General features: G+C 44.3%; 12 protein-coding genes and 1 tRNA gene. 5 read left to right on the forward strand and 8 right to left on the reverse strand.

Annotated elements, in window-relative coordinates; genetic code table 11:
- Positions 1–3 precede the first annotated feature (3 nt).
- The 4 genes from IDJ76_RS10530 to IDJ76_RS10545 all read right to left on the reverse strand — a co-directional run bounded on the left by IDJ76_RS10530 (position 4) and on the right by IDJ76_RS10545 (position 3950).
- Complete coding sequence (locus IDJ76_RS10530; protein WP_191163282.1) at positions 4–402, reverse strand: VOC family protein; 399 nt, start codon at positions 400–402, stop codon at positions 4–6.
- Positions 403–516: 114 nt separating this feature from the next.
- Positions 517–1062 carry a hypothetical protein gene (locus IDJ76_RS10535; protein WP_191163283.1) on the reverse strand — a complete coding sequence of 182 codons (546 nt, stop codon included), beginning with the start codon at positions 1060–1062 and terminating at the stop codon, positions 517–519.
- A gap of 21 nt (positions 1063–1083) precedes the next feature.
- Entirely contained in the window at positions 1084–2277 is a 1194-nt protein-coding gene (locus tag IDJ76_RS10540) for a threonine synthase (protein WP_191163284.1), read from the reverse strand.
- A gap of 59 nt (positions 2278–2336) precedes the next feature.
- Positions 2337–3950 (reverse strand): M28 family peptidase, encoded by a 1614-nt coding sequence (locus tag IDJ76_RS10545; RefSeq protein ID WP_191163285.1) that lies wholly within the window; start codon positions 3948–3950, stop codon positions 2337–2339.
- 199 nt (positions 3951–4149) lie between these two features.
- Here IDJ76_RS10545 and IDJ76_RS10550 point away from each other — a divergent pair, with 199 nt between their 5' ends.
- Positions 4150–5019, forward strand: coding sequence for an OmpA/MotB family protein (locus IDJ76_RS10550; protein WP_191163286.1), 870 nt, complete (start codon positions 4150–4152; stop codon positions 5017–5019).
- Positions 5020–5081: 62 nt separating this feature from the next.
- On the opposite strand, the gene IDJ76_RS10555 is transcribed toward IDJ76_RS10550, so the two are convergent.
- The 3 genes from IDJ76_RS10555 to IDJ76_RS21150 form a co-directional block, all read right to left on the reverse strand.
- A tRNA-Pro gene (locus IDJ76_RS10555) sits at positions 5082–5155 on the reverse strand.
- 357 nt (positions 5156–5512) lie between these two features.
- On the reverse strand, positions 5513–6775 hold the full coding sequence (locus IDJ76_RS10560; RefSeq protein ID WP_191163287.1) for an MFS transporter: 1263 nt from the start codon (positions 6773–6775) through the stop codon (positions 5513–5515).
- Positions 6776–7055: 280 nt separating this feature from the next.
- Entirely contained in the window at positions 7056–7760 is a 705-nt protein-coding gene (locus IDJ76_RS21150; protein WP_317173962.1) for a response regulator transcription factor, read from the reverse strand.
- An 85-nt stretch (positions 7761–7845) separates the two neighbouring features.
- Between IDJ76_RS21150 and IDJ76_RS10570 the strand changes: the two genes are divergently transcribed.
- The 4 genes from IDJ76_RS10570 to IDJ76_RS10585 are packed head-to-tail and all read left to right on the forward strand — an operon-like array spanning position 7846 to position 12596.
- The gene (locus IDJ76_RS10570; protein WP_191163288.1) at positions 7846–11184 is read left to right on the forward strand and encodes a DUF4175 family protein; all 3339 of its coding nucleotides are present in this window, start codon (positions 7846–7848) and stop codon (positions 11182–11184) included.
- A 1-nt stretch (position 11185) separates the two neighbouring features.
- Positions 11186–11608: an ATP-binding protein gene (locus IDJ76_RS10575; protein WP_191163289.1), complete on the forward strand. Its 423-nt coding sequence runs from the start codon at positions 11186–11188 to the stop codon at positions 11606–11608.
- Complete coding sequence (ybeY, locus tag IDJ76_RS10580) at positions 11608–12033, forward strand: rRNA maturation RNase YbeY (protein WP_191163290.1); 426 nt, start codon at positions 11608–11610, stop codon at positions 12031–12033. The genes IDJ76_RS10575 and ybeY overlap by 1 nt, the downstream gene beginning before the upstream one ends.
- A 47-nt stretch (positions 12034–12080) precedes the next feature.
- A complete protein-coding gene (locus tag IDJ76_RS10585) occupies positions 12081–12596 on the forward strand; it encodes a glutathione peroxidase (RefSeq protein ID WP_191163291.1) in 516 nt (171 codons plus the stop codon).
- Between the two features lie 95 nt (positions 12597–12691).
- Here the strand turns inward: IDJ76_RS10585 and IDJ76_RS10590 are convergent, their stop codons facing one another.
- Positions 12692–13408 (reverse strand): pirin family protein, encoded by a 717-nt coding sequence (locus tag IDJ76_RS10590; protein WP_191163292.1) that lies wholly within the window; start codon positions 13406–13408, stop codon positions 12692–12694.
- Between the last annotated feature and the right edge of the window lie 84 nt (positions 13409–13492).

Consider the following 13492-nt stretch of genomic DNA (forward strand, 5'->3'; position numbering starts at 1 on the left):
TGCTCAACTCTTCCCTTCTTCAACTACTGATAAGATATTCCCGGCCGGATCTTTAAACCAGGCAATGCTGGGCCCGCGTTCGCCGCCGCGGGAAATATCATTTTCATCGGTCTTTAAATATTCGCTATTATAGCTTTCGAAGGGCACGCCCTTTTCTTTCAGGCCGTTCACCGTTTCATCAATATCTTTCACCATAAAATTATGTACGGTAAATTCCGCCGGTGTATGATTTGGTTTCGGGTAGATGATAAAATGAGCGTCCCCGCCGGTATGCACGGTTAATATGTTGCCCATTTTTTCATTCCTCTCTACTTCCAGGCCAAGGGCTTCTTTGTAAAAAGTTTCTGCCTGATCGATATCGTTTACAGAGAAACTGCCGAATGCTCTTGAATCTTTTAACATGATGGCTTTATTTATAGTTAATGATTGGTTATCAATGCACAACAAAAATGCAGCCAATATGCAACAGTTAAAAGGTGTGAATACGACGGATTACGAGGCAATTAACGCCAATTGTTATTGAGTGGTGCTTTCAACTACGGGCAACCGCGATAGGATCTCATCATTAAAGCGCTTGTAAACCCTTCTCTTTTCCAAACTATCCATTTGGGATGTTAAAACGCAATGCCATCTGTTGTTTGTGTATGTGGATACAATGTTAATGCGGCCTTTCCCGTTTTCAGTTTGGCTGGTGTCATTGATAACCGCTTGAATAGTGTAGATTTCAATTGGTGCTTTATTGAAGGCAATTTCTTTGTTGGAATATGGGTCGATGCAACAACAATTACAGTTTTCTGAATTATTGTGGCTATAATTCGATTCAAAAAGATAAGATAAAGAATATTCGTTATGACTAACAAGAAACGAGTCAATCATTTTTGGCAAATTTAAACGATCGCTTTTAACATCAAATGTTATTCTCCCAGCCTCATGTGCTTCGCATGATGAATTTCTTTGGGGTGCGCTTGGTGTAGAGAGATACCATGCAAACAATAACACAACGTAAAAAAGCAACCAGACAATCACGCCAACACATACCGTATAAAAAACTATCTTAAGCATACTGTAATTTAGAAAAATAACCTATATTTCAATATTCTCCAGGTACTTATACCCGCTGCCCGTATTGATCATAAGCACCCTTTCGCCGGGTTTGATCCATTGCTGCGCTCTGAGTTTTTTATAGGCTTGCCAAAGTGCCGCGCCTTCGGGGGCTATCAGCATGCCTTCTGTACGGGCAACCTCTTTTACAGCTTCATTCATTTCACCATCGCTGATGGTAAGTGCAGTACCGCGGCTATCGCGCAGTACTTTCAGAATGATTTTATCGGCATAAGGTTTGGGAACACGCAGGCCGTTAGCTATGGTGAAGCCACCATCGGCAAATTCTGAATGATGTTTACCACCCAGAAAGGCTGTTACTATACCATCACAACTTTCCGACTGTACCGCCACCATTCGCGGGCGCTTGCTATCTATCCAGCCTAATTGTTCCAGTTCGTCAAATGCCTTCCAAATACCTATCAAGCCCGTTCCGCCACCTGTTGGGTATAAGATCACATTGGGCAGCTGCCAGTTAAATTGTTCGGCAATTTCAAAGCCTAAGGTCTTTTTGCCTTCCAGTCGGTAAGGTTCTTTCAGGGTCGATATCTGGAACCAGCCGTTGGCTACCGCGTCTTCGTTGATCAACCTGCCGCAATCGCTGATGTTGCCGTCAATCTCTAACAAATCAGCACCATATAACCGGCATTCGTCTTTAAAAACCTGCGGGGTGAGTTTTGGCATATAAACTACGGCCTTAATGCCAGCCCGTGCTGCATAAGCAGCTAAAGCACCGCCCGCGTTGCCTGCGGTTGGGGTAGCAATAGCGATAATGCCTAATTCTTTTGCCTTAGAAACCGCCATGCTGATGCCCCGCGCTTTGAACGAGCCGGTAGGGTTACCTGATTCATCCTTCCAAAAAACTTCGTTTCCTTCGGCCTGGTCTTTGAGGTTTTCTAAGGAAATGATGGGTGTAAAACCCTCGCCAAGGGTTACGATATTTTTCGGGTCGATAACTGGCAGCAATTCATGATAACGCCACATATTAGCCGGGCGGTCTTTTAGCACTGCCTTATCTAAATATTGTGAAAGGTCATATCTGGCGAAAAGGGAACTTTTACAGGCATCGTTCAAACATATGGTATGAACCGCCGATGCATCATATTCCGCACCGCATTCCGGGCATTTTAAATTTACCAGTAACGAACTTTTCTCTACCTCAATATTGCTTATCATAACCCAATCCTTATCCCTTAATACGTATAAAACGACTGCCTCGTTGTTTTGTGTGCGGTTTATTTGGTGGCAAAAATATCACCTGCGTTCCATGTTGGCTTTGCTGTTTCCTGCGCAACTAAATAACCGATAATAAAATTGAGCTGCACATATTTTTTTCCGGCCTCAAAATCAAAAACACCGTTAATATCGTCCTGCGGTTTGTGGTAATACTTTGCCCGCCATGGCGCAACGATGTCGTTCAGGTTATTTTTACCGTCGGCGGTTTTGCTGCCGTATTTAATATGCAACGCCGGGATACCCTGTACCACAAAGCTGTATTGGTCGCTGCGGGTAAAGCGGGCTTGTTTGGGTTCCGGGTCGGGCTCAACCGATAAATCTAAATATGAAGCTGCCTGGTCTACCTGTTTAGCTAATGATGAATGCTCGGCACCCAAAGCAGTTACTGATAACAGAGGTGCAATGATGGTGGGCATATCGGTATTCACATCCGCAACCAAACTTTTCCCAGGCACGGTTGGGTGTTTGGCAAAGTAGCCGGAGCCCAAGTCGCCCAGCTCCTCTCCCGTCATCAGCACAAATAAGATGGAACGCTTGGGTTTAACTTTTATACTGTTGTAGATCTTGGCAATCCCTAAAACACTTGCCACACCCGATGCATTATCATGCGCGCCATTATAAATAGAATCGCCCTGCACGGGCGCACCTACACCCAGATGATCGAGGTGGGCGCTGTGTACTACATATTCTTTCTTCAGTTTGGCATCGGCACCCTCTACCTTACCAATCACATTGTAACTTAAAATATCCTGATAGGTGGATGTGTAGGCAACATTGGCTGCCGCGTTGATGGCAAAAGATTGCGGCTGGCCTGCTTTCAATAACGCCGGGAGAGCCTGCAGATCTTTACCCGCCTGTTTTACCAACGGGTTTAACAGTGCGTAACTTAATGCGCCGTACACGCTTAATTGTTTAGAGTAAAAAGTGCGGGAAATAGATACATCGCCCTTCTCGTCCATAATGCTGTAAGTGCCGCGGCTCACATTCGCCATTCTGGCGGCTGAATCGGCATTGCCGACCATTACCCCGATAGCGCCATGCTCGGCAGCCACCCTCATGATCTGGGTAGAATTCATCACATGCGCCGCTACCGACGATGAAAATTTCTCTGGCGATCCCCTTAGGATAACTACGATCTTGCCCTTAACATCAATCCCGCCATAATCATCATAACCTAAAGCCGGCTCGCTGATGCCATAGCCTACAAAGGCCAACCCACCCGATGCTTTCATATTATCGACAATAGGATTAGGGTAGATCACAAAACTCTTAGCCACGGCTGAGACGCCATTTAAGATTAGTTGGGCATCTTTTATAAAGGCTTTACGCAGGCGCACTTTCTGCAGCCAGGTGCCATCCTCGCCGGCAGGCTTTACGTTAAGGGCCTTCAGCTGCGCGGTCACATAATCAACCGCCATCTGGTAACCATCGCTGCCGGGCGCACGGCCCTTTAGCTTATCATCTGCCAGGTAGGTAATGTCAGCTTTGATCTGATCGGGACTAACCCCAGCCAGGGCTGTTTTAATTTCGGGAGACAGTGTTATTTGCTGGGAAAAACCCGTAGTGGTTATAGTTGCTAAGGCCAGGACAAGCCGGATTGTTTTTCTATTCATGAGGGTTGTGCTTATTACTGCAAGGTATTAACTACAAGGTGCACCGTCAAGTATTTATCGATAATGTTACTATACAAAAAACAGCCTTCATCCGCGTTAACGGCTGATTTTCATCTGTTTGCAAGACAACAAATGCGTATGCGTAAAACATTTTAGAGTATACTTCGTTTAAGGTGCAGTTTTAACTAAATATCATTTTATGAAGATTAGAATATTAATACCCGCATTACTTGCCGGTACAATAATGGCCTCGAGCTGTGTAAGCTCTAAAAAATATAAAGAACTACAAGGCAATTACGACCAGCTGCAGAACAGCACCCGCGACCTGAGTGTTAAATACCAAACCAGCGAACAGGGCCTTGCCGTAGCGAATGGGCGCGTTAAAAGTTTAGAAGAGCAGCTGGCATCTGAAAGGACCAACGCAAGGCAATTACAAGCTGCCTTAGATAAATGTTTAACCAGCAGCGGGCAGGGTAACCTGAACATTTCTAAACTGGTTGACGAGATCAACAGCTCTAACAAATACATTCAGCAGCTGGTGAACGCTAAAAACAAAAGCGATTCGCTTAACCTGGTGCTGACCAATAACTTAACCCGCTCATTAAGCCAGGCAGAAAGCCAGGATGTAAATGTACAGGTACTCAAAGGAGTGGTTTATATTTCGCTGTCTGATAACATGTTATACAAATCGGGCAGTTATGAGATCTCTGACAAAGCCGGAGCGACACTTGATAAGATCGCCAAGATCATTAAAGATTACAGCACTTACGATGTGTTAATTGAAGGTAATACCGATAACGTGCCTATTTCTCAGAAGAATATCCGCAACAACTGGGACCTGAGTGCCTTAAGGGCAGCATCAGTAGTGATGGCCTTACAAACCACTTACCAGGTTGATCCGAAACGCTTAACAGCAGGCGGCCGCGGCGAGTATAGCCCAATTGCCGAAAACACGACCGAAGCCGGTAAAATTAAAAACAGGCGTACCCAAATTATCATCACCCCTAAGCTGGATCAGTTTATGGACCTGATAGGTAAAGCGCCGGAGAAAGCGCCAGTTCAGAAATAAGAGGGAATGGTTTAGAATAAAACGCCCCGTTCAAATAATTGAACGGGGCGTTTTGTGTTTAGTCGGGATGGCAGGATTTGAACCTACGACCTCCAGCACCCCATGCTGGCGCGATACCGGGCTACGCTACATCCCGAATTATCGGGGCAACAAATATATAATTTGTGCTAAAAAATAAAAATTTTGGAAAGCAAATGGTTAAGATGTTAATTTATCAAAATAGTCATTCACCCCTCTATCTTTGAGGATTTTTTTATACGCTGCGAAGATTTCGTTTGACTTGTTAAAATTTGTCATCCTTACAATAATAGCTTCTGTACTTAAATGTTTAAATCTTTCGACCAAATCGTTAATCTGTTCGTTTTGGAATTTTTTTTTGTTGGCGCTCATTAGTGATGAAGATACATAACTATCAAGAAATCTGCATCATTAACATTTGGTAATTTCTTGCTACTCGTTGTCTTGATTTTGGCATGGTATCCCTTTTATCACACTACCCCACCGCCTGCACATGGTGCTCCTCTACCGCCATTACATTATGCTGCTGTTTCAGTTTTTCTTTACGCAGGTAACGCATGTGTAACAAGCCTATCAAAATGGCTATGCAGCCCTCTATCAAAATGGTGTCCTGCGTGCCCACCCATTTAGATACGCCGCCTACCAGCAAACCGCCGATTGGTTGCAGGCCGAAGAATGCCATGGCGTAAAAGCTGATCACCCGGCCGCGCATGGCGGGTTCAACCGTGGTTTGGATCAGGGTGTTGCTGATCGTGATCTGCGACATCATACCAAAGCCGGCGATGGTGGCAAATATCAGTGCCAGCGGGTAATTTTGCTCATGCGAGAAAAGGATCAGCCCCGCGCCAAAAACCAAAGTATTTATACTTAAGATTCGCTTCAGGTCGCTGCCGGTTTGTAACGATGCCAGGAAGATAGCCCCCGAGAATGCACCTAAACCGATTACGCTGTCGATAACGCCAAATGTGGTAGCGTTGCCTTTAAATACTTCGCGGGCATAATAAGGGATCAGCGTGCTGAAAGGCAGCACAAACAGACTGATGAGCCCCAGCATCACGATCACAAAGCCGATAGATGGTGTGGCGCGGATATAGGCCAGTCCTTCCTTTAATTCGCCAAAGGCATTTTTCTTGTGGACGGTCTTTATATATTTAGGGAGGCGCATTAGTAGTAAGGAGGCCAATACGGCAATAAAACTTACCGCATTCAGCACAAAGCAAACGCCATCGCCCAGTGTTTCTAAAACGAAGCCGGCAATGGCGGGGCCTATTAGCCGGGACAGGTTCACCATCGACGAATTAAGGGCGAGTGCATTGGGCAGGTCTTCCTTATCTTCTATCATCTCGTAAACTAACGATTGCCTTGCCGGCACATCAAATGCATTGATGATCCCCAGCAGCACACTCAGCGTCAGTATCTCCCAAACTTCATAATGGTTAAGCAGGATGAGCACTGCTAACAACGTAGCCTGGATCATGGATGCTACCTGTGTAGACAGCAAAACCCGATAGCGGTTGTACCTGTCAGACACTACGCCGCCAAATATCGACAGTAAAAACGACGGGAACTGGCTGGCAAATAAGCTTACACCCAGCATAAAGGTGGAGTGCGTAAGCGAGTAGATAACCCAGCTTACCGCTGTTTTTTGCATCCACGTGCCAATCAAAGAAATGGATTGCCCGGCAAAATACAGCCGGTAATTGCGGCTTTTGAAAGCCCTGAAAGTAGTTATATTCATTCGATAATAATTCAACGACAGATTTAAACCAATAATTGTTTTTTACCGCCGTTGTAATATTTAAATTACCTTTCTCTGTATAATTTATTTTTAAACTACCCAGTTCTGCGTATTGTGAGCCTTACCGTATAGAATTATTTTTGAGCTGCATCATAAAACCCGTAAGCGGGTTGCCTTACTGTTTCGGCATACGTTATGATGTAATCTTACAAAATTTCGATAGCCGAAAAATGACTGGGGGGTTATGATCGGCTATCGTTTTTTTTACCCGTTTTCGGGATTAAACCAAATCAAATGCACGGGCATACTGCATCAGCTCGAAGGTACTGGCGTTTAGTTTTTGCTTTATGTTTTTACGATGCGTTTCGGCAGTGCGTACCGATATAAAAAGTTCCTGGCCAATTTCTACCGCGCTTTTACCCATGGCAACCTGCGCCAATACCTGGCGTTCGCGCTTGGTAAGGGTACTATAATTTTTGTAATTGCGCCTCAAAAAATTGTTTTCTTCTAACAAACGGGTGGCTTTGGCTGTCATGTGGTGCATGGCATCAATAGGCACCGCAATAGTTATGGTGTGGCTGGGTTTACCGGAAGGGTCTCGCTCAAAAATTTTGGTGCTTGACATGTGCCAGCTCCAGTCGGGCTTGCCAGGTAACCGCACCTGTTGGAAATAAGTGATCATTTCATCATCATTATTACGTTCCAGCAGGCCTAAAATTTTAGGGACATAATCCTGAGCATCTTCGCTGTTAAAATATCTTTTATAATATTCTGCAGCAGGTAGTGCCTGGATCTCTTGAAGCGTGGTTTGCAGGCCCTTCACCCCACGTTCAGACATGTAAACAACAGCACCATCCGCAATATCATGAATAATGACCACACAGGGCAAGGCGGCAAAACTTGCCAGGTGTTTTTGTATATGTGTTTCCAAAGTACCGGGGCTGGTTAAATATTCGGTAATGTAGGGTTGATAAATTATAATCACAACTAAAGTTTTAATTATAGCAAGCTATATTATTTAAACCCCTATTTTCGTTGTATCCCGTACGTTGGTTACCTTACCCCCATTAATGACATCGCCAGAAAATTATGAGTTGCTGATCGGTAAGATCAACACCTTTATCCGTAAATACCATTATAACAACCTGCTGCGCGGGCTGATATTTTTGGGCGCGGGCATATTTTCTGCCTACGTAGTAATTACCTTAAGCGAGTATTACGGTAATTTTAATACTACAACCCGCACTATACTTTTCTACTTTTTTATCCTGCTCAATTTAGGGTTGATTGCATGGCTCATTGTGCCTTCATTAATGGCCCGCCTGCGGTTGGGTAAAACTCTCACGCATGATCAGGCGGCAGCTATTATCGGGCAGCATTTTAATGATGTCCATGATAAGTTGTTGAACACACTGCAGTTAAAAAAACAGGTGGACGAGAACCCCGACCATCGTGAGCTGTTAGAGGCCAGCATCAACCAAAAAATTGAAGCATTAAAACCCGTGAGTTTTCCCTCGGCCATTAACATTTGCGATAACCGGAAATACTTGAAATGGGTTATCCCTCCAGCGGCTATCATCTGTATTATCGCGTTCGCTGCCCCCACTATCCTTACCGAAAGCACCAAAAGGATCATTCGCCATAACGAATACTTTGCGCCGGTGGCCCCTTTTCAGTTTGTGCTGCTCAATAAAGGCCTTTCTGCTTTACAGGGCGAAGACCTAAAACTTAACCTAAAGCTGATAGGTGACAAATTACCCGCGGATATTTATATAGAAACTGCCAACAACACCTTCAAGCTGGATAAAGAGAACATCAGCCGGTTCCATTATTTGTTTAGCAACTTACAGCAAAGCACCAGCTTCCGGCTGGTAGGCAACGGGTTTAAATCCGTTCCATACGAGATTAAGGTTAATCTGCGCCCGGTAGTGTTACATTTTGATGCCGAATTAAGCTACCCCGCTTACTTGCATAAAAAGAATGAAACGGTTGCCAACGCAGGCGATCTAACCGTCCCCGCCGGTACATCTGTTAATTGGAAATTCCACACCCAAAATACAACGGGATTAGTTTTTACTTTAGATAATAGTAGCAAAACGATTCAACCTACTACGGCCGATCTTTTTGAACATCGCGAACGCATTTTAAAAAACGCTGTCTACGAGGTCAGTCCGTTAAATAGTGCTGTGAACCGGAGTGATTCGGCAAGTTATCGTATCAATGTTATTGCGGATGTGGCGCCGACTATCGAGGTTGACGAACGGCCCGACTCGGTAAGTAGGAAGGCTTTTTATTTTAATGGTAAGATACACGACGATCACGGCTTTTTATCGTTGACTTTTCATTACAAAACCGGCGACAAGGGCCGGGAAAGATCGGTTACTAAAACAGTTAAGGCTGATTTGAACGCCACCGAGAGCAGCTTCTTTTATTTCTGGAATTTGAAGGAATTAGACATTAAGGCTGGGAACAATATTACTTACTATTTTGAAGTTGCAGATAACGACGGTGTAAACGGCCCCAAAACAACCCGCACACCAGAACGCACCTTAAATATGCCCGATGCCGCAGCTTTGAACGAGCAGCTGAACGCAGGTACGCAGGCAGTAAAACAAAAAATGCAGTCGGCAGTAAAAATTGCCGGGCAGATAGAAAAGGATGCTAAAAAACTAAACCAAGCCTTTTTGGATAAGAACAACCTCTCTTTCGATGAGAAAAAACAGGTGGAGCAGCTGCTGCAGAAACGCAAGGATCTGGAGGTGTTGTTGAAAGATATTCAAAAAGAAAATAAAAAGAACCAGTACAACCGCCAGGAAAGCCAGCAGCAAAAAAACGAATTGACCGAAAAACAACAGCAAATGGACGAGCTGTTTAAGGACCTGCTGGACGATAAGACCAAAGAGATGCTGGAGAAACTGCAACAACTGATGCAGCAGGACCAAAAAGACGCTACGCGCGATGAATTGCAGATAATGCAAAGTGACAATAAATCGACCCGCAAGGAGCTTGACCGCATGCTGGAACTTTACAAAAAGCTGGAGTTTGAGCAAAAGCTTAACCAGGTAGTGAACCGGTTAGAAACTTTGGCCAAAGAACAGCAGGACCAGGCGGATAAGACCCAAAAATCACAACCGGCAGCCGATGGACTAAAGGATCAGGAGAAATTGAACAACGATTTTCAGGACATCAAAAAACAACTGGACGACCTGAAGAAAACAGACGACCAAAACGGCAATAAAGAGAAATTCGATAACCCTGAAAAGGAAAAGCAGGCCATTGACGAGCAGATGAAGCAAAGCAGCAACAGCCTGCAAAAAAAGAACAACCAGCAGGCCGCCAAATCTCAGCAGCAGGCAGCTAAACAAATGAAACAACTGGCCGACAAGCTGCAACAGGATGAGCAGGAAGGCGAAAGTAGCCAGAACGCGGTAGATGCCCGGCAACTGCGCGAGCTGTTAAAATCATTGGTAAACAGCTCTTTTACACAAGAAAAGATCATGCAATCGTTAAGGAGCATCTTCCCTAACGACCCTGCCTATATTGGCCTGGCCCAAAGCCAAAAGGATGTCAAAGATAATTTGAAAACGGCCGAGGATACGCTATATTCGTTAAGCAAGCGCATCCCGCAGATCCAATCGACGGTAAATAAGGAGATAGCCGGAATAAATGACCATATAGACCAGGCCCTGGCTAACCTGGGCGACAGGAATACCCAGCAGGCAACCCGCAACCAGCAGTTTGCCATGACATCAATGAACAACCTGGCGCTAATGCTAAGCGAGGCCCTGGCGCAGCTGCAAAAAATGCAGAATAAAAGCGGCAGCGGTAAGGGCAAACAAGGGCAGCCCTCTATATCGCAATTGAGCAAAATGCAGCAGCAGCTTAACCAAAACATGCAGCAGGCGCGCGAGCAAATGAAGCAGCAAGGCAACCAGCCGCAACAGGGACAGGGTAAAGGCGGTAAACAGGGGCAACAGGGAATGAGCGAACAGCTGGCGCGTATGGCACGACAGCAGCAGCAAATAAGACAAACACTGCAACAAATAAATAAGGAAAATAACAAGGACGGGAAGAGCGGCTTGGGCAATTTGGATAAAATTTCAAAAGAAATGGAACAAACTGAGAACGATCTCGTAAACAGACGAATTACAGACGAGGCACTAAAACGACAGCAGCAGATACAAACACGGTTGTTAGAGGCAGAAAAGGCGGAGCAGCAGCGCGAACAGGACCAGAAACGCGAAAGCCACGCTGCTAATGACCTACCACCGGGATATATTAAAGCTTTGCAGGATTATGAGCAGGTAAAGACAAAGCAAACAGAACAGATTAGAACGGTACCTTCGGCACTTAATTTGTATTACAGGCAAAAAATTAAACTTTACTTTGACCAACTCAATGCGAAATAATATGGAACAGGCAAACGTGCAAACGGGCGAATTATTTACCTTACAGCTTCCCTCAAAATACGAGAGCATTACCTTGCTGGAGAATTTGATAGAAGAGGTGGCAGATAAATATCAGATACCCGGGGATACCTTTGCCAACATGATGACCTGCCTTAATGAGGCCGCAGTTAACGCCATTGTGCACGGCAATCAGCTTGACGAGAGCAAAACGGTTATTATTAATGCCGATGTAGAGTCGAGACGGATAGTTTGGACGATAACAGATGAGGGGCCAGGCTTTGATTATAACAACCTGCCCGACCCTACCGCACCAGACCGTTTAGAAGAATTAACCGGCCGTGGCGTATTCATCCTAAAGCACTTAGCAGACCAATGTATATTTAATACCTCGGGTAACGAGGTTGAACTCCATTTTAAATTCTAATGCCCGCTATTACTTTTCACGAAGAAGACATCAGCTATAAGTTAAAAAATAAAACTGCCGTTCGTAAATGGATAACGGATACCATTATAGCAGAAGGTTTTACACTTGAAGAACTCACCTACGTTTTTTGCTCGGATGAGTACCTGCTGCAGATCAACCGGCAATATCTCGACCATGATACTTACACCGATATAATCACCTTTGATAACTCGGAGGTGGAGGGGGTGGTTATGAGCGATATTTTCATCTCGATAGAGCGCATCAAGGAAAATGCCGCCAAGTTTTTGGTCACTACAGAACAGGAGTTGCACCGGGTAATGATACACGGTGCACTACATTTATTGGGGTATAAAGATAAATCGGCCGCCGATAAGAAAAAAATGACTTTAAAAGAAGATGAATATTTAGGTAAGAGAAACTTTTAATAGTTAATTTTACGTAGTTAATTCAACTAAACAACTTTTAAAAAATCATGAAAACACTTGCATTACTATTTTCGCTGATGTTTGTAACATCTGCAGCCCCAACTTTATATAAATTCAAGCTGACGGATATCGACGGCAAGTCTTTTTCGTTAAAAAAATACAAAGGAAAAAAATTATTGATCGTAAACACCGCATCAAAATGTGGGTTTACTCCGCAATACAAAGAGTTACAAAAATTAGCCGATACTTATAAAGATAAGCTGGTTATTGTAGGTTTCCCGGCAAATAACTTCGGCCAGCAAGAGCCCGGTACGAATACCGACATTAAAGCTTTCTGCGAAAAGAATTTTGGCGTAACCTTCCCTTTGAGCACCAAGGTTAGTGTTAAAGGTGATGATATCGACCCTCTGTTCGCTTACCTGACATCAGCACCAAACCCTGATTTCACAGGAGAGATCAAATGGAACTTTGAGAAATTCCTGATCGACGAGAATGGCAACTTGATTCACCGTTACCGCTCGACAGTGACCCCAATGTCTGACGAGATCACCAAAGCATTGTAATTAAAATAATTCTTAAATAAAAACGGAGGCTCAAATTGAGCCTCCGTTTTTGTTATAATCTATATTCTATTCTTCAATATCTGGGTGTAGTGTGCTTAGTAATTCATGGGTACTTCTATGATCAGCAATTGCGCTTCTGAGTTAGTTATGATTGTAAACTCCTCGGTATCAGAAATACCTAAGGCATCCCTTTTATTTAATGTATTTTCATTAACCGTTACAGATCCTTCCAGCACAAATACATAAACACCGTTCCCTTCCGTTTTAACTGCATAATTAACCTGTAGGCCGGTATCAAAAACACCCATTGAAAATGTGGTGTCCTGGTTAAGCCATAGGGTATCATTAGCGGCCTTATCCGGCGATATCAGCATTATCAATTGATTTGGCACCAACGCATCGGCAAAGCTCTTCTGATCATACCGTGGCTGGATATTCCGTTCCTTTGGGAAGATCCAGATCTGGAGCGATTGCGTTGCCTCTGTCGACGAGGGGTTAAACTCCGAATGGGTAACACCACTCCCGGCGCTCATTATCTGCACATCGCCTGCGTTGATCACTCCGGCGTTACCCATGCTGTCTTTATGTTCTAATGCGCCCTTTAAAACAATGGTCGTGATCTCCATATTATCGTGAGGATGTGCGCCAAAACCACGCCCCGCTGCAATAATATCGTCATTTAATACACGTAGCGCACCAAAGTTTGTACGCTCGGGGTTATAGTAGGGGCCAAAACTAAACGAAAAATTAGCCTTTAGCCAGCCTATATCATTAAACCCGCGTTCTTTTGCGGGGTAAAGTACCTGTTTCATAATACATTCCTTTTTATATGTTTAAACATACAATAGTTATTCCACAATTTAATTATGCGTATTTTTGCAAATTAAACCGACCAT

Origin of the sequence: Mucilaginibacter glaciei, assembly GCF_014773245.1 — a bacterium.
Lineage (GTDB): Bacteria > Bacteroidota > Bacteroidia > Sphingobacteriales > Sphingobacteriaceae > Mucilaginibacter > Mucilaginibacter glaciei.